13 protein-coding genes and 3 pseudogenes are annotated in these 16,072 nt (G+C 71.0%); 8 read left to right on the top strand and 8 right to left on the bottom strand.

Annotated elements, in window-relative coordinates; genetic code table 11:
* Window positions 1-94 precede the first annotated feature (94 nt).
* The 6 genes and pseudogenes from ABZ396_RS10245 to ABZ396_RS10220 form a co-directional block, all read right to left on the bottom strand.
* Window positions 95-217 (bottom strand): annotated as a pseudogene (locus ABZ396_RS10245) (pectate lyase); the annotation flags it as partial.
* Window positions 217-1,949: pseudogene (gene araD, locus ABZ396_RS10240) on the bottom strand (L-arabinonate dehydratase). The pseudogenes ABZ396_RS10245 and araD, both read right to left, overlap by 1 nt.
* The gene (locus ABZ396_RS10235; RefSeq protein WP_358914566.1) at window positions 1,937-2,848 is read right to left on the bottom strand and encodes a dihydrodipicolinate synthase family protein; all 912 of its coding nucleotides are present in this window, start codon (window positions 2,846-2,848) and stop codon (window positions 1,937-1,939) included. Before ABZ396_RS10235 ends, araD begins: the two are co-directional and overlap by 13 nt.
* Window positions 2,845-3,492 (bottom strand): GntR family transcriptional regulator, encoded by a 648-nt coding sequence (locus ABZ396_RS10230; protein WP_358914786.1) that lies wholly within the window; start codon window positions 3,490-3,492, stop codon window positions 2,845-2,847. The genes ABZ396_RS10235 and ABZ396_RS10230 overlap by 4 nt, the downstream gene beginning before the upstream one ends.
* A 204-nt stretch (window positions 3,493-3,696) precedes the next feature.
* Window positions 3,697-4,301: pseudogene (locus ABZ396_RS10225) on the bottom strand (MBL fold metallo-hydrolase); the annotation flags it as partial.
* 74 nt (window positions 4,302-4,375) lie between these two features.
* Complete coding sequence (locus ABZ396_RS10220) at window positions 4,376-4,957, bottom strand: TIGR03086 family metal-binding protein (protein ID WP_358914564.1); 582 nt, start codon at window positions 4,955-4,957, stop codon at window positions 4,376-4,378.
* Window positions 4,958-5,146: 189 nt separating this feature from the next.
* Here ABZ396_RS10220 and ABZ396_RS10215 point away from each other — a divergent pair, with 189 nt between their 5' ends.
* A complete protein-coding gene (locus ABZ396_RS10215; protein ID WP_358914562.1) occupies window positions 5,147-6,373 on the top strand; it encodes an MFS transporter in 1,227 nt (408 codons plus the stop codon).
* Here the strand turns inward: ABZ396_RS10215 and ABZ396_RS10210 are convergent.
* On the bottom strand, window positions 6,316-7,473 hold the full coding sequence (locus ABZ396_RS10210; protein ID WP_358914784.1) for a hypothetical protein: 1,158 nt from the start codon (window positions 7,471-7,473) through the stop codon (window positions 6,316-6,318). The genes ABZ396_RS10215 and ABZ396_RS10210 overlap by 58 nt on opposite strands.
* A gap of 29 nt (window positions 7,474-7,502) precedes the next feature.
* Window positions 7,503-8,444 carry a 5-dehydro-4-deoxyglucarate dehydratase gene (locus ABZ396_RS10205; RefSeq protein WP_358914560.1) on the bottom strand — a complete coding sequence of 314 codons (942 nt, stop codon included), beginning with the start codon at window positions 8,442-8,444 and terminating at the stop codon, window positions 7,503-7,505.
* Between the two features lie 266 nt (window positions 8,445-8,710).
* On the opposite strand from ABZ396_RS10205, the gene ABZ396_RS10200 reads away from it, so the two are divergent.
* The 7 genes from ABZ396_RS10200 to ABZ396_RS10170 all read left to right on the top strand — a co-directional run bounded on the left by ABZ396_RS10200 (window position 8,711) and on the right by ABZ396_RS10170 (window position 16,040).
* Complete coding sequence (locus ABZ396_RS10200; protein WP_358914558.1) at window positions 8,711-9,535, top strand: NAD(P)-dependent oxidoreductase; 825 nt, start codon at window positions 8,711-8,713, stop codon at window positions 9,533-9,535.
* 266 nt (window positions 9,536-9,801) lie between these two features.
* Entirely contained in the window at window positions 9,802-10,572 is a 771-nt protein-coding gene (locus tag ABZ396_RS10195; protein ID WP_358914556.1) for a DeoR/GlpR family DNA-binding transcription regulator, read from the top strand.
* Between the two features lie 91 nt (window positions 10,573-10,663).
* Window positions 10,664-12,031 (top strand): sugar ABC transporter substrate-binding protein, encoded by a 1,368-nt coding sequence (locus ABZ396_RS10190; protein WP_358914554.1) that lies wholly within the window; start codon window positions 10,664-10,666, stop codon window positions 12,029-12,031.
* The gene (locus ABZ396_RS10185) at window positions 12,028-12,963 is read left to right on the top strand and encodes a sugar ABC transporter permease (protein ID WP_358914552.1); all 936 of its coding nucleotides are present in this window, start codon (window positions 12,028-12,030) and stop codon (window positions 12,961-12,963) included. The genes ABZ396_RS10190 and ABZ396_RS10185 overlap by 4 nt, the downstream gene beginning before the upstream one ends.
* Window positions 12,960-13,805, top strand: coding sequence for a carbohydrate ABC transporter permease (locus tag ABZ396_RS10180; protein WP_358914550.1), 846 nt, complete (start codon window positions 12,960-12,962; stop codon window positions 13,803-13,805). Before ABZ396_RS10185 ends, ABZ396_RS10180 begins: the two co-directional genes overlap by 4 nt.
* A complete protein-coding gene (locus ABZ396_RS10175; RefSeq protein WP_358914548.1) occupies window positions 13,802-14,791 on the top strand; it encodes a zinc-dependent alcohol dehydrogenase family protein in 990 nt (329 codons plus the stop codon). The genes ABZ396_RS10180 and ABZ396_RS10175 overlap by 4 nt, the downstream gene beginning before the upstream one ends.
* Window positions 14,792-14,873: 82 nt before the next feature.
* Window positions 14,874-16,040: a TerD family protein gene (locus ABZ396_RS10170; protein ID WP_358914546.1), complete on the top strand. Its 1,167-nt coding sequence runs from the start codon at window positions 14,874-14,876 to the stop codon at window positions 16,038-16,040.
* The last annotated feature ends 32 nt before the right edge of the window (window positions 16,041-16,072 follow it).

The raw sequence follows: 16,072 nt of genomic DNA, 5'->3' as shown, positions 1-16,072 counted from the left end.
CCGGTGGGCGCGAGACCCGTTGCCTGATCGATACCTCACCCACAGGCAAAAACCGGGTCAAGCGCGATGGAGGGAATGGTTCCGGATTTCCGGGTCAGTCCGTGGTGGCTCCGATGGTGGTGCTGCCCGTCGTCAGGAAGGTGGTCGCGGGCAGCGTCCCGCTGGAACTGCGGGCGTTGTACGTGCTGCTCGCGTCCGTCGACCCGAATGCTGCGGTCAGCCCGCGTACGGGTCCGGGACCTCTCCCGGCCGGGCGAGGAACTCGAAGTCGCAGCCGGTGTCGGCCTGGGTGATCTGCTGGTCGTAGAGCGCGCCGTAGCCCCGCTCGTAGCGCACGGGCGGTGGGGTCCACTCGGCCCGGCGCCGCGCCAGCTCCTCGTCGTCCACGTTGAGCTGGAGGGTGCGGGCGTCGACGTCCAGGGTGATGGAGTCCCCGGTGCGAACCAGGGCGAGCGGCCCCCCGATGTACGACTCGGGCGCGATGTGCAGCACGCAGGCGCCGTAACTCGTGCCGCTCATCCGGGCGTCGGAGATCCGCACCATGTCCCGCACGCCCTGCTTCAGCAGGTGGTCGGGGATGGGCAGCATGCCGTACTCGGGCATGCCCGGACCGCCCTTGGGCCCGGAGTTGCGCAGCACCAGCACGCTGTCGGCGGTGATGCCGAGGGCGGGGTCGTTGAGGGTGCGCTGCATGGTCCTGTAGTCGTCGAAGACGACGGCGGGCCCGGTGTGCTTGAGGAGATGCCGCTCGGCGGCGATGTGCTTGATGACGGCACCGTCCGGGCAGAGAGGTTGCCGCGCAGCACGGCGACTCCGCCCTCGGCGGCCACGGGGTTGTCGCGGGGCCGGATGACGTCGTCGTTGTGCACCTGGGCGCCGGCGAGCTGTTCGCGGTAGGTGTCGTACGACACCGTCGGCCGGTCGAGGTGGAGCAGGTCGGGGATGCGGGAGAGGAAGCCCGGGAGGCCGCCCGCGAAGTGGAAGTCCTCCATGAGGTACGTCCGGCCGCCGGGGCGGACGTTGGCGAGGACGGGCACGGTGCGGGCGACGCGGTCGAAGTCGTCCAGGGTGAGCCGTACTCCGGCCCGGCCGGCCATGGCGATGAGGTGGATGACGGCGTTGGTGGAGCCGCCGAGGCCGAGGACGGTCGTCACCGCGTCCTCGAAGGCGTCGGAGGTGAGGAGGCTGGAGAGCCGTCGGTCTTGGTGGACGAGTTCGACGATCCGCATCCCCGCCCTGGCTGCCATGCGGTCGTGTCCCGAGTCGACGGCCGGGATGCTGGACGCGCCCGGGACCGTGACACCCAGCGCCTCCGCGGCGGCGGTGAGCGTGGAGGCCGTACCCATCGTCATGCAGTGACCGGGCGAACGGGCCAGCCCGCTCTCCAGCTCCGACATCTCGCAGTCACCGATCAGACCGGCGCGCTTGTCGTCCCAGTACTTCCACATGTCGGTGCCGGAGCCGAGGACCTCGTCGCGCCAGTGGCCGGGGAGCATCGGGCCCGCGGGTACGAAGACGGCCGGCAGGTCGACGGAGGCGGCACCCATGAGGAGGGCGGGGGTGGACTTGTCGCAGCCGCCCATCAGCACGGCTCCGTCGACCGGATACGACCGCAGCAGTTCCTCGGTCTCCATGGCGAGGAGGTTGCGGTAGAGCATGGGAGTCGGCTTCTGGAAGGTCTCGGAGAGCGTGGAGACCGGGAACTCCAGCGGGAAGCCACCGGCCTGCCAGACGCCCCGCTTGACGGCCTGCGCCCGGTCACGGAGGTGCACATGACAGGGGTTGATGTCCGACCAGGTGTTGAGGATCGCGATGACCGGCTTGCCGAGGTGCTCCTCGGGGAGGTAGCCGAGCTGGCGGGTGCGAGCGCGGTGGCTGAAGGGGCGGAGCCCTTCGGTGCCGTACCACTGGTGGCTGCGGAGTTCCTCGGGCCTTCTCACAGGGACCATCCGGAGGTGATGGCGGCGACCTCGGCGCGCTCGTCCTCGGGCAGCTGCCTGCTGGGCGGGCGGACGTCGCGGCGGCAGAGGCCGAGGGAGGCGAGGGCCTCCTTGACGACGGTGACGTTGTTCGCGGAGCCGTTGGCCGCGCGCAGTTCCTCGAAGCGGCGGATCTGCTCCCAGACCTTCATGGCGGCCGGGTAGTCGCCGGATCGAAGCGCTTCGATCATGTTCAGCGAGACGGCCGGGGCGACGTTCACCAGGCCGGAGGTGAAGCCGGTGGCGCCGGCGGAGAAGTAGGAGGGCGCGTAGGGCTCGGCGAGCCCGGCGACCCAGACGAAGCGGTCGAGACCGGCGTCGCGGGCGAAGGCGGCGAACTTCGCGGCGTCGGGGACTGCGTACTTGACGCCGATCACGTTGGGGCAGGCGTCGGCGAGTTCGGCGAGGCGGACGCCGGGGAGCTGGGCGTTGCGGACGTAGGGGACGACGCCCAGTTCGGGCACGGACTCGGCGATGGCGCGGTGGTAGTCGACCCAGCCGCCCTGCGAGACGTACGGGTGGACGGGCTGATGGACCATGACCATCTGTGCGCCGCGCTCCCGGGCATGCCGGGCCGAGGCGACGGCGGTCGGCACGTCATGTCCGACACCGACGAGGACGGTGGCCCGCTCACCGGCTTCGTCGACGGTCAACTCGGTGATGAGCCGCCGCTCCTGGGGGCTGAGGGCGTAGAACTCGCCGGTGTTGCCGTTGGGGGTGAGGGTGCGGATCCCGCCGTCGAGGATGCGGCGCAGCAGGGCCCGGTGGGTGTCCTGGTCGACGCTGCCGTCCTCGGCGAAGGGGGTCACCGGGATGGCCACCACGTCGGCCAGTGCGGTCCGTTGGGTCTCGAACGCCACGCTGCTCATTCCTGGCCTTCCTCTGCCTGGGCTTCCGGGTATGCGCGCTCGACGAAGGACGCGATATGGGCGTGCAGGGCGCGGGCGGCGCCGTCGGCGTCGCCTTCCAGCGCCAGCCGCAGGATCTCGCGGTGCTCGCCGGCCTCCTGTTCCCAGGAGGGGGAGGCGGCCCAGGCGACGGCGGAGACCAGGGCGGCCTGGTCCCGGACCTCGTCGAGCATCCGGCCGAGGAGCGGGTTGCCGCACGGGAGATAGAGGGCGCGGTGGAAGTCCCGGTTCGCGAGGGAGCGTTCGGCGGTGTCGGTCGCGTCGTCGGCGCGGGTGAGCGCGTCGCGGGCGGCGTCGAGGGAGGCGCCTGTCCTGACGGCCCGCCTGAGGGCCTCGGGTTCGAGAAGGAGCCGTACGTCGTGGACCTCGCGGGCCATGTCCGCGTCCACCATGCGCACCGTGACCCCCTTGTACTGGCTCATCACGACCAGCCCGGTCCCCGCGAGGGTCTTGAGCGCCTCCCGCACGGGGGTCTTCGACACCCCGAACTGCGCGGCGAGCTCGGTCTCCACGAGCGCCTGACCGGGCGTCAGCTGCCCGCTGAGGATGCGGTGCTTGATCGCGTCCAGCACATACTGCGTCCGGGACGGGATCGGCATGGGCATGGGCATGGGCATGGGCATGGGCACAGAGGTCATGCGCGCCTCTCGGGGTCACATATCAGCTCCGGGAGCCGATCTGACGTTTCTGATCTCGCGTATCGCGTCTCATATATGACGTACGAGGTACGACGCGGACGAAGGTAGGAGGGCGGCTGCGTTTCGTCAATGCTTCTGACAAAGCCTCAGGCGGGCGCTGCGCCCTGGCTCCGCATCCTCCGGCGTCAGATGGACGCGTTCGCCATCGCGACGCTCGTCGGTCGGCCTCGCACAGGAAGAGATCCGCGCGAGCAGCCGGTTCGGTCAGCGCGTCGCAGGGGCGGCTGTCCCCGGAGTACGCCAGTACGCTCCCCTGGCCTTCCGCGCGCAGCCCGTAGACCTCGGTGTCGTGGGCCACCGCCCGCGTGGCCGGCCGGAGGTTCCAGTGCTGGACCATATGCCCGTCGTACAGCGGCCGGAAGCCGAACACCCCGCCGAGGAAGCCCGGATCCGGCCGGCCGAAGAAGCCCGCCGGCCGTTGCGCGCACCCCTGTGGGGCGTAGACCGGTACCGGTGTGGGCGGCGTCAGTCCGCCGAAGGCGTACGCGTACGCGGCGGCCGGCAGATCCGCGCTGTGGTCCGCGTGCAGATGCGAGATCCAGATTGCCGTGAGCCAGGCCGGATCCGTGTGCCGCTGCAATTCCGCGAAGGTCCCCGCCCCCGTGTCCACCCACACCTCGGCAGCCCCGCCGCGCAGCAGGTACCCGGAGCACGGGCGGCCGGGCCGGGGGTACTTACGGAGCAGCGGTGCCGAGGACGGTGAGGCTCAATGGCATGGCGAGGAGGGTACGGATCCGGCTCACCGCCCGCTCATCGTCAGAGTCCCGGTACGGGTTCCAGCCCAGTCGCCCTACGGCTTCCAGCCCGGGTCCCGGCCGCTCAGCCCCACCACCCGCTCCAGCAACGGCGCGCTCTCCGGTACCGGCACGAGCGGGCCGAACGGGCCCCGGTCGGCCTGGGCCGCCGCCCGCAGGAAGCCGTACGCGGCCTCCAGCGCCGCCGGGTCCGGGGTGTACTCCTGGCCCGTGGCCCGGGCCAGGTCCCAGCCGTGGATGACCAGTTCGTCGGCGGCGACCGCCGCCGCCACCTCGCCCGGCAGGTCGATCCCGCCCGCGCGGGTCATACCGCTCCACGCGGACGGCTCCAGCCAGGCCTGTGCCAGTGCGTCGAGTGCCTTGGGCAGTTCCTGCCGCCAGCCCGCGCCGAGTTCCGGCAGGGTGGCATCGGGGCGGTGGTCGGTCGTGGTCCCCAGGTTCTTGTGGGCCGCGTCCCGGAAGGCCATGGACAGCCCCGCCACATGGCCCAGCAGATGGCGGACGGCGTAGTCCGGACACGGGGTGGAGGCCGTGAGCTGCTCGTCCGTCACCCGTTCCGCGAGTTCCGCCACGATTCTCGCCTGCGGACCCAGGTCGATCATGGTCGTGTCAGTCATTGCGTCGCCTCCCGGTTCACCGACCCGGTCGTCCGAGTCGTCTCCTTCGGGAGGTAGACCGCGCCGGCCGCCGAAACTCATCGATCCGCCACGGTCCAGGAGTCCGGACCCCGGCAGGCGACATACCTGGCCCTTCTAAGGCACCTTCCCGATCCCGGCCACCCCGCCTTAGACCCACGATGACCAGGCATGAACACCTCCTGGACCGTGATCCGCCTGCTCCGCGACCGCAACGCCGGCCTCTGTCTCACCAGCGTCGTGGTCTCCGGCTTCGGAAGCTCCGCGCTCTGGCTCGTGTCGGGCGTCTGGGTCAAGGACCTCACCGGCTCCGACGGCCTCGCCGCGCTGTGCACCGCCGCGCTGTGGGCCCCCACCCTCCTCGGCCCCGCCCTCGGCACCCTCGCCGACCGCGTCCGCCGCAAGCCCTTGCTCATCCGGATGAACCTCGCCCTCGCCGTCCTCCTTCTCCCCCTCTGGAGGGTCGCTTCGGCCGCCTCCGTCTGGCTCCTCTTCACCGTCCTCGTCCTCTACGGCGCGGCAGGCGTCGTCGAGGACGCGGCCAACTCCGCCCTGGTCTCCGCCGCCGTCGACCCCGCCCTCCGCGGCGACTTCAACGGGCTGCGGACGACCGCCCGCGAGGGCATGAAGCTGGTCGCCCCGCTGACCGGCGCCGCGCTGTACACGGCGTACGGCGGGCCGGGCGTGGCGCTGCTGGATGCCGGCACCTTCGTGCTGGCGGCGGGGGTGTGCGCGCTGCTCCGGGTGCGCGAGGATCGCCCCGAGCCGACGGACGGCGACTGGCGGCGGCAGACCGTCGAAGGCGTCCGGCTGCTGTGGGGGCACCCGGCCCTGCGCCCGCTGGTCCGCGCCGGTGGCGCCACCATGTGCCTCGCCTCGCTCGGCAGCAGTCTGAACTACGCGGTGGTGGACGCCCTCGGCCGCTCGCCCGCCTACACGGGCGTGATGTACGCCGTCCAGGGCGCCGGCTCGGTCGCGGTCGGGCTGGTCTCCGGGCCCGCCCTGCGGCGTTGCGGCGAGCGCCGGTTCGCGGCGTACGGCATCGCGCTGACGGCGGTCGCGGTGGCCGCGCGGGCGGTGCCGTACGACGCGGTGGTGCTGGCGGGCAGCGCGGCGGGCGGGCTCGGGCTGCCGTGTGTGCTGATCGCCGCCTACACCGCCGTACAGCGCGAGGTCCCGGCGGCGGCGCTGGGGCGGGCGACCGCGACCGCCGACACGCTGATGTTCACACCGAACGTGATCGGGCTGGCCGTCGGGGCCGCCCTCGTGGAACTCGTCGACCACCGGCTGCTGTTGGTGGCCCTCGGCGGTGCGCTGCTGGCCACCGCCGGGTCACTGGCTCAGCGCAGCGCCTCCCGCACCGCCGCCAAGTCGTCGTCGGACGCCAACCCGGCGTGATACAGCCGCAGTTCGGTGGCGCCCAGCCGGCGTGCCCGGGCCGCGTCGGCCGCCAGGGTGGCGGGGCTGCCGCCCATCCCGGAGACGACCGTGAAGTTGGCGGCCAGGACCGTGTCCTCCCGCGCGTGCTCGGCGAAGGGCGTCAGCAGGGCCGTACCGCCGGCGCAGGGGACCACGACACCGTCCGCGACCGACAGCACATGCGCGGGACCCACGCCTGCGTTGGCTCCGCAGTGGTAGGCCACCGGGTCGGCGTGCAGCAGGACTTGGAAGTTCCGTGAGGCGGCCGCCCGCACCGCGGCGACGGCCGTCTCCTGGAGTGTGCGGGCCTGTCCGTCGCGCCACGCGCGCGTGGCCGCCGCCACCGGTTCGCCGAGCAGCTTCTCGACCGCCGGCCATCCGCCGTCGTCCGCCGCGCCTCGCCACAGCGGCTCCAGGGCCTCTTGTACGGCCGTCGCCAACTCGTCGGCGTCCAGGCCGTGTTCGCCGTACCCGGCGCGGCACGTCGGGCAGAAGCACAGCGCCATCAGGTACTGGCCGGCGTCGCCGAGGGCGACCCCCGCGGTCTTGTCGTGGGCGTGCAGATGCTGGAGGCCGTACCAGCCGAGGGACTCCAGTTCGGTGCCGGCCGCGCCCGGGCGTACGGCGGCCTCTGCGGCGAGGTCGGTCAGGTACGCGCGCGTGGCGGGCTGGGCGATGCAGGGGGCCCAGGGGTAGCGGTCGCCGAAGGCGTTGACGACCGAGGTGTCCGGGTGCTCGGCGCCCAGGCGGGAGCTGTGGGCGAGGATCACCCAGGTGTGGACTTCGAGGCCGGCGCCGGTCAGGGCTTCGGCGGCCTCTCCGTAGGCGTCGCCGGGGGCCCAGTCGCCCGCCGGATACGGGCGGAGCCCGCGGTCTGCCCAGCGGTCGTCCATCGGGTAGTACACGGCCGCGTACTCGGCGGTGACGATACGGCGGCGGGGATGGCGGGGGGTCAGCGCGCGGGTGGAGTGGTAGGCGGAGGCGAGGGTCACCTGGTCCACGCCGAGCGCGGCGATCCGCTCCGGGGCCCCGGGATCCCCGTTCACGTCCCAGGGGTAGACGAACGCCGACGTCTTCAACCGTCGTCCTCCGGGTCCGGTGGACGCCGTCACGCGCCCTCCTCCAGCAGCGCGTACCCACGCTCGATCAGCTGGGCGAGCTGCTTCACATGCTCCTCGCCCGGCTCGTGCAGCGGGGGCCGGACCTCGCCGACGTCCAGACCGCGCAGCCGTACGCCCGTCTTGACCAGCGAGACGGCGTATCCCCGGCCCTGGGCGCGGAGTTCGACGAACGGGCGGTAGAAGCCGTCCAGCAGGCGCTCCACCGTCGCCCTGTCCCCCTCGCGCAGGGCGGCGTGGAAGGCGAGGGCGACCTCGGGGACGAAACAGAAGACGGCCGAGGAGTAGAGGGTGATGCCGATGGCCTGGTAGGCGAGCTGGGTCTGTTCGGCGGTGGGCAGGCCGTTGAAGTAGAGGAAGTCGCCCGGGACCTCGGTGCGGACGGCGCTGACGATGCGCTGCATCAGGTCCAGGTCGCCGAGGCCGTCCTTGAAGCCGATGACGCCTTCGGTACGGGCGAGTTCGACGACGGTGGGCGGGGTGAACACCGCGTTGTCCCGCTGGTAGACGATCACGGGGAGATCGGTCGCCGCCGCCACCTCCCGGTAGTGCCGCAGCAGGCCCTCCTGGCCGGCGACCACCAGGTAGGGCGGCATGGCGAGCAGGCCGTCGGCACCCGCGGCCGCCGCGAGACGCGCGTAGCGCACGGCGAGGGCGGTGCCGTAGCCGGCGCCGGCGATCACCGGTACCCGGCCCTCGGCCGCCGCCACGGCCGCGCCCACGCAGGCCTCGAACTCCTCCGGCAGCAGTGCGTGGAACTCGCCGGTGCCGCAGCAGGCGAACACGGCCGCGGCGCCGGCCTCGACGCCCCGGCGGACGTGCTCGCGGTAGGCGTCGAGGTGGAGGGAGCCGTCGGGGCCGTAGGCCGTGACGGGGAAGAAGAGCGGCCCGCGCGGGTCACGAAGCCGGGCGGCGAGAGGGGCTGGCGTCACGGGCGCTCCCTGTCGATGCGGTCGACGCAGATCGTCGTACCGATGCATGTCCCTGATCAGCGTCCATATTCATGAACGCGACCACGTTACGAGGCGCCCTCAGCGTCGGTCAAGAAGACAGACGACCAACATCCGAGCCGATTCCCGCACTCCACGGCACACTTGACGAGGCACACCGCACCTCCTAGCGTGTCCATGCATGTGAATGCCGTACATGGATGAGACCTCCTGGACCACCCAGAGGATGCCGACCAAGGAGACCCCGGATGCCCACTCCTCGCACGCTACTGCTCACCGGCGCCGCAGGCGGGCTCGGCACCCTGATGCGGTCCCTGCTCCCGCAGTACGGCTACGAGCTGCGCCTCTTCGATGTGCGCCCCATCGACGGCGAACCCGACGCGATCACCGCCGACCTCGGCGACAAGGACGCGCTGCGGGAGGCGGTGCGAGGCGTGGACGCGGTCCTCCATCTGGCGGGGATCTCCGTGGAGGCGCCGTTCGAGAAGATCCTCCGCTCTAACATCGAGGGCACCTACAACCTGTACGAGGCCGCCCGCGAGGCCGGCGCGCCGCGCATCGTCTTCGCCTCCTCCAACCACGCGGTCGGCTACACCCCCGCCCCGCACACGGGCACGCCCCTTGGTTCACGACCGCTCATCCCGGTCGACACCCCGCGCCGCCCGGACACCTTCTACGGCCTGTCCAAGTCCTTCGGCGAGGACCTCGCCCAGCTGTACTGGGACCGGCACGGCCTGGAGACCGTCTCGGTCCGCATCGGCTCCTGCTTCGCGGAGCCGACCGACGTGCGCATGCTCTCGGTGTGGATGAGCCCCGCCGACGGCGCCCGCCTCTTCCACGCGGCCCTGACCGCCGAGGGGGTCGGCCACACCGTCGTCTACGGCTCCTCCGCCAACACCCGCCTGTGGTGGGACCTGACCACCGCACGGGCACTCGGATACGAGCCGCAGGACGACTCCGAGCAGTACGCGGAGAAGCTGATCGCCGAGCACGGCGAGCTGGACCCGGAGAACCCGGCCCATACCCATCTGGGCGGCCGTTTCGTCAACGACCCGCCCATCTGGCCGTACTGAGCGGCACGCGACACGGCGGAAAAGGATCGCCCACGGCGGCGGGCGGGCACCGAACGGGCCGGCCCGCCGCCCTGTTCGGGCATCCGGGCCGCCCGCTCTCACTCCTCGCCCGGCAGCCGCGCAGGTCCGACGCGGGCACTCCGCCCGGCAAACGGGCACACACGGGCAGTATCGGGCCCGCAACAGACCTGGTCAGCCTCGCACACCCGCTGTAGAACTTGCTGCATGGCCCGAACGGGCAATGCCACAGGGAAGTGGGTGACGAGATGACCTCGGGGACGGCGGAAGAACGCCAGCGCGAGATCGTGCGGGCCGCGCGCGCCACAGGTTCGGTCGACGTCACCGCTCTCGCCGCCTCCCTGGGCGTGGCCAAGGAGACCATCCGGCGGGATCTGCGCGCCCTGGAGGACCACGGCCTGGTGCGCCGCACCCATGGGGGCGCGTACCCCGTCGAGAGCGCCGGTTTCGAGACCACGCTCGCCGTCCGTTCGACCAGCCATGTGCCGGAGAAGCGGCGGATCGCGTCGGCCGCCGCCGAGCTGCTGGGCGACGCCGAGACCGTCTTCGTCGACGAGGGCTTCACCCCGCAGCTCATCGCCGAGGCACTGCCGACGGACCGGCCACTGACCGTGGTCACCGCGTCACTGCCGGTCGCGGGCGCGCTCGCCGAGGCCGAGAACATGTCGGTCCTGCTGCTCGGCGGACGGGTACGGGCCGGCACGCTGGCGACCGTCGACCACTGGACGACCAAGATGCTCGCCGGCTTCGTTCTCGATCTCGCCTACATTGGAGCCAACGGCATCTCACGTGAGCACGGGCTGACCACCCCGGACCCCGCCGTCAGCGAGGTCAAGACCCAGGCCGTCCGCGCCGCACGCCGGACGATCTTCGCGGGCGTGCACACCAAGTTCGGAGCCGTCAGCTTCTGCCGATTCGCCGAGGTCGGCGCCCTGGAGGCGATCGTGACAAGCACCCTGCTTCCCACGGCGGAGGCCCACCGCTACGCCCTGCTGGGCCCGCAGGTCATCCGGGTCTGACACACCACTCCCCGAACAGCGAACTCACTCCGTGAAGACCTCTTCACACTCTGTAGTGCCCCATATACCCCAATTCCTCCAGGAGCGATCCATGCGAACCCCGAGCCGACGGAGGCCGCGAGCCACGCTCGCCATGGCCGCCGCAGGGACGCTGCTCGCCCCGCTGCTCTCCGGCTGCTGGGTCGGCGCGGGCGGGTCCGGTGCCGGCGGCGATTCGATCAATGTGCTGATGGTCAACAACCCCCAGATGACCGAACTCCAGAAGCTCGCCCCGCGCTTCACCAAAGAGACCGGCATCAAGGTCAACTTCACCGTCCTGCCCGAGAACGACGTCCGCGACAAGATCAGCCAGGACTTCGCCAACCAGGCCGGCCAGTACGACGTGGCCACCCTGTCCAACTACGAGATACCGATCTACGCCCGCAACGGCTGGCTGCACGAGATGAACTCGTACGTCGCGAAGGACCCCGGCTACGACGAGCAGGACATCCTCAAGCCGATGCGCGAGTCCCTGACCGCCAGCGACGGCAAGCTCTACGGCCAGCCCTTCTACGGCGAGTCGTCGTTCCTGATGTACCGCAAGGACGTGTTGGCGGCGAAGGGCCTGACGATGCCCGCGCACCCCACCTGGCAGCAGGTCGCCGACCTCGCCGCCAAGGTGGACGGCGCCCAGTCCGGCATGCGCGGCATCTGCCTGCGCGGCCTGCCCGGCTGGGGCGAGTTGATGGCGCCGCTGACCACCGTCGTGAACACCTTCGGGGGCACCTGGTTCGACAAGAACTGGAAGGCCCAGCTGGACGCGCCCGGATTCGAGAAGGCGACGAAGTTCTATGTCGACCTCGTCCGCAAGCACGGTGAGTCCGGCGCCCCCCAGTCCGGCTTCGCCGAGTGCCTCAACAACATGACCCAGAGCAAGGTCGCCATGTGGTACGACGCCACCTCCGCGGCCGGGCTCCTCGAGGCGGACGGCTCCCCCGTCAAGGGCAAGCTCGGCTACGCCCCCGCGCCCGTGGAACAGACCAAGTCCTCCGGCTGGCTCTACACCTGGGCCTGGGGCATCCAGAAGGCCTCCCGCAACCCCGACAAGGCCTGGAAGTTCGTCTCCTGGGCGTCCAGCAAGCAGTACGAGGAACTGGTCGGCAAGACCAGCGGCTGGTCCAACGTCCCGGCCGGCAAGCGGGCGTCCACCTACACGAACCCCGACTACGTCAAGTCGGCCGCCGCCTTCCAGGAGATGACCAAGGAGGCCATCGAGAGCGCCCGCCCGAACGACCCCGGAGTCCAGCCGCGCCCCGCGCCCGGCATCCAGTTCGTCGACATCCCCGAGTTCACCGATCTCGGCACCAAGGTCTCCCAGGAGATCAGTTCGGCCATCGCCGGACGACAGTCCGTCGACTCGGCCCTGAAGAAGTCCCAGCAGCTCGCCGAGAAGATCTCCAAGGAGTACGAGGGACGATGACCGCGACAACAGCCCCCTACGCAGCGACACCCGCACGCGCCACGCGGCCGCCCTCCGCCCGCCTGCGCGCCTGGGCCACCCGGGCCCCCCTCCTGCCCGCCCTGGTCTTCATGATCGTCGTGACCCAGCTGCCCTTCGTGGCCACGGTGGTCATCTCCTTCTTCGACTGGAACGCCCTCTACCCGAAGGCCCGCCACTTCGCCGGCGTCGACAACTACCGTCAGGTCCTGACCGACGCCGACCTGCGCCACTCGGTGTGGACGACCGTGCTGCTCACGGTCACGGTGGTGCTGGTCAGCCTGGTCATCGGCCTCGCCCTCGCACTCCTCCTGAACCAGCGGTTCCGCGGCCGCGGCATCGTCCGCACCCTGCTGATCGCCCCCTTCCTGGTGGTCCCGGTGGCCGCGGCCCTGCTCTGGAAGCACGTCCTCTACAACCCCGAGTACGGCCTGCTCAACGGCCTGTTGCACTACATCGGCGGACCGCAGCCCGACTGGATCTCGAGCACACCGCTGCTGGCGGTCGAGGCCGCGCTGGTGTGGCAGTGGACGCCGTTCATGATGCTGATCCTGCTCGCCGGGCTGCAGAGCCGTGACCCCGAGCAGATCGAGGCCGCCCGGGTGGACGGCGCGAGCGAATGGCAGGTCTTCCGCTATCTGACGCTTCCGCACCTGCGCCGCTATCTGGAACTCGGCGCCCTGCTGGGCTGTATCTACATCGTCCAGAACTTCGACGCGGTCTTCACGATCACGTCCGGAGGCCTCGGCACCGCCAACCTCCCCTACACCGTCTACCAGAGCTTCTACCAGGCCCACGAGAACGGCCTCGCCTCGGCCGCCGGCGTCCTGGTCGTCATCGGCTCGATCATCATCGCGACCTTCGCCCTGCGCGTGGTGTCGTCCCTGTTCCGCGAGGAGGTGTCCCGCGCATGAGCACCATCGCCCTTCGCATACGGCAGCACCGGGGCCTCAGCATCGGTCTGGTGGCCTGGCTGGCCGGCATCGTCTTCTTCTTCCCCATCGCCTGGATGGCGCTGACGTCCTTCCACTCCGAAGCGGACGCGGCGACCAACCCGCCCTCCTTCGGCGCCGCCCTCACCCTGGACGGCTACCGCGAGTTCTTCGGCGCCGGCGGTGGCGCGAGCCCCTGGCCGGCTCTGGTCAACTCGGCGGTCGCCTCGATCGTCTCGACCCTCCTCGTCCTCGTCCTGGCCTTCCCGGCGGCCTACGCGCTGTCGATCCGGCGGGTCAAGAAGTGGACGGACGTCCTGTTCTTCTTCCTCTCCACGAAGATGCTGCCGGTCGTGGCCGGTCTGCTGCCGATCTACCTGTTCGCGAAGAACACCGGGTTGCTGGACAACATCTGGTTCCTGGTCATCCTCTACACCTCCATGAACCTGCCGATCGCGGTGTGGATGATGCAGTCGTTCCTCGCCGAGGTCCCGGTCGCGGTGATCGAGGCGGCACAGATCGACGGCGCCCGCCTCCCGACGATCCTCGCGCGCGTGGTCGCCCCGATCGCCCTGCCCGGCATCGCCGCCACCTCCCTGATCTGCTTCATCTTCAGCTGGAACGAACTTCTCTTCGCCCGAGTCCTGACGGGCGTGGTCGCCGAGACCGCCCCCGTCTTCCTGACCGGCTTCATCACCAGCCAGGGCCTGTTCCTGGCGAAGGTGTGCGCCGCGTCGCTCGTCGTCTCCCTGCCGGTACTCGCCGCGGGGTTCGCCGCCCAGGACAAGCTGGTCCAGGGCCTGTCGTTGGGAGCCGTGAAATGAAGGCCGCCGTCATCGAGTCCGTGGGCCGTGCCGTCGTCACCGAGGTCCCCGACCCGGCACCGGGCCCCCGCGAGGTCGTGGTGGAAGTGGCCGCCTGCGGCCTGTGCGGAACCGATCTCCACATCCTCCAGGGCGAGTTCGCGCCCAAGCTGCCGATCGTGCCGGGCCACGAGTTCGCCGGCGAGGTGGTCGGCGTCGGCTCCCAGGTGACCGAGGTGGCGATCGGCGACCAGGTCGCGGTCGACCCGTCCCTGTACTGCCACGAGTGCCACTACTGCAGGGACGGCCACAACAACCTCTGCGAACGGTGGGCCGCGATCGGCGTGACCGTGCCGGGCGGGGCCGCACAGTACGCGGTCGCCCCGGTCGCCAACTGCGTGAAGCTCCCCGAACACGTCCGCACCCAGGACGCGGCGCTGGTCGAGCCGCTGTCCTGCGCGGTGCGCGGCTACGACGTCCTGCAGTCCCGTCTCGGCGCGCACGTCCTGATCTACGGCTCCGGGACCATGGGCCTGATGATGCTGGAACTCGCCAAGCGGACCGGGGCGGCCAGCGTCGACGTGGTCGACCTGAACCCGGCCCGCCTGGAGACCGCCCGCCGGCTCGGCGTCTCGGCCTCCGCCGCGAACGCCGACGAACTGGACCGCCCGCGCGGCTGGGACGTGGTGATCGACGCCACCGGCAACGCGGCGGCGATCCAGGACGGCCTGGAGCGGGTGGCGAAGGCGGGCACGTTCCTCCAGTTCGGCGTCGCCGACTACGCGACCCGGGTGACGATCGACCCGTACCGCATCTACAACCAGGAGATCACCATCACGGGCTCCATGGCCGTCCTGCACAGCTACGAACGCGCCGCGGAGCTCTTCGCGAACGGGGTCCTGGACCCGGAGATCTTCATCAGCGACCGACTCCCCCTCGACAGCTACCCGCAGGCGCTGGAGCAGTTCGCGGCGGGGGTGGGCCGGAAGATCGTCGTGGTCCCCTGAGCCGATCGGGGGGCACTGCGGGCGCGGCTCGTCGGTAAGGGAACGGTAAAGCGGGGTCGTTCGTTCACCCGGCATGACAGCTATGACCCCTGGCTCGAACATCCCTCTCCCCGTCCCCCGGGTGGCGGTGGACGTCGCCGCCCCGGTGCGGCTCGACGTGTCGGGCCTGCTGCTCACCGGCGACGGCAAGGTGCGCTCCGACGACGACTTCATCTTCTACAACCAGCCGAACGGCCCGGGTGTGACGTACCGCTCCGGCGGCGGTACGTCCCCGGACGCGATCACCGTCGACACGGCCGCCGTGCCGCCCGGAATCGAGAAGATCGTCGTCACCGCGAGCCCCGACGCCGCAGGTCAGACCTTCCAGGGCGTCGAGCCGACGGCGACGATCCGCAACGCGGACGACGGCTCGGTCCTGGGCACGTTCACGCCTCCGCAGCTGGGCACGGAAACGGCCCTGGTGGTCGTGGAGATCTACCTGCGCAACGGCGCGTGGAAGGCCCGCGCGGTCGGCCAGGGTTACGCGAACGGCCTGGCCGGCATCGCGACCGACTTCGGCGTCACGGTGGAGGAGCCGGCGGCGGCCCCGGCCCCCCAGCCGACGGCTCCCCCGGCGGCGGCCCCGGTGGCGGCCCCACCGATGCCTCCCACTCCGCCCGCCCCCGGCGCCGGGAAGATCAACCTCGACAAGGGAAGGGTCAGCCTCCAGAAGAACCAGACCGTCTCCCTGGTCAAGGGCGGCAGCCCGCTGCTCTCGCAGGTCAAGATGGGCCTCGGCTGGGAACCGGCGTTCCGCGGCAAGGACATCGACCTGGACGCCTCGGTCATCGCCTACGGGCCGCAGCGCAACCACGTCGACAGCTGCTACTTCGGCAAGCTGTCCATCCTCAACGGCGCGATCAAGCACTCCGGTGACAACCTCACCGGTGAGGGAGGCGGCGACGACGAGGTGATCGTGGTCGACCTCGGCCGGATCCCCCCGGAGGTCACCGGCCTGGTCTTCACGGTCAACTCCTTCTCCGGCCAGAAGTTCACCGAGGTCGCCAAGGCCTACTGCCGCCTCCTGGACGCCGGGACCGGCGAGGAACTGGTCCGCTTCGACCTCACCAACGCCGAAGCCCAGACCGGCGTGATGATGGCCAAGGTGGTCCGCCAGTTCTCCGGCGAGTGGGACATGACAGCACTGGGCGATTTCGTGAAGGCCCGCACGGTCCGGAACATGGTGAAGCCGGGCGCGCAAGCGCTGTAGCGGCACAGCCCCGCGCCCCTTCCGGGGGGCGC

The organism is Streptomyces sp. NPDC005866 (assembly GCF_040629895.1).
In the GTDB taxonomy this organism is placed as follows: domain Bacteria; phylum Actinomycetota; class Actinomycetes; order Streptomycetales; family Streptomycetaceae; genus Streptomyces.
This window is presented reverse-complemented; position numbering and strand designations above follow the sequence as displayed.

Excerpts from the sequence above, each read along its gene's own strand:
- ABZ396_RS10200 (WP_358914558.1), top strand. The coding sequence starts at position 8,711 with ATGCCCACTCCTCGCACGCTACTGCTCACCGGCGCCGCAGGCGGGCTC.
- ABZ396_RS10180 (WP_358914550.1), top strand. The coding sequence starts at position 12,960 with ATGAGCACCATCGCCCTTCGCATACGGCAGCACCGGGGCCTCAGCATC.
- ABZ396_RS10220 (WP_358914564.1), bottom strand. The coding sequence starts at position 4,957 with ATGACTGACACGACCATGATCGACCTGGGTCCGCAGGCGAGAATCGTG.
- ABZ396_RS10235 (WP_358914566.1), bottom strand. The coding sequence starts at position 2,848 with ATGAGCAGCGTGGCGTTCGAGACCCAACGGACCGCACTGGCCGACGTG.
- ABZ396_RS10215 (WP_358914562.1), top strand. The coding sequence starts at position 5,147 with ATGAACACCTCCTGGACCGTGATCCGCCTGCTCCGCGACCGCAACGCC.
- ABZ396_RS10175 (WP_358914548.1), top strand. The coding sequence starts at position 13,802 with ATGAAGGCCGCCGTCATCGAGTCCGTGGGCCGTGCCGTCGTCACCGAG.
- ABZ396_RS10230 (WP_358914786.1), bottom strand. The coding sequence starts at position 3,492 with ATGCCCATGCCGATCCCGTCCCGGACGCAGTATGTGCTGGACGCGATC.
- ABZ396_RS10190 (WP_358914554.1), top strand. The coding sequence starts at position 10,664 with ATGCGAACCCCGAGCCGACGGAGGCCGCGAGCCACGCTCGCCATGGCC.
- ABZ396_RS10195 (WP_358914556.1), top strand. The coding sequence starts at position 9,802 with ATGACCTCGGGGACGGCGGAAGAACGCCAGCGCGAGATCGTGCGGGCC.
- ABZ396_RS10170 (WP_358914546.1), top strand. The coding sequence starts at position 14,874 with ATGACCCCTGGCTCGAACATCCCTCTCCCCGTCCCCCGGGTGGCGGTG.
- ABZ396_RS10185 (WP_358914552.1), top strand. The coding sequence starts at position 12,028 with ATGACCGCGACAACAGCCCCCTACGCAGCGACACCCGCACGCGCCACG.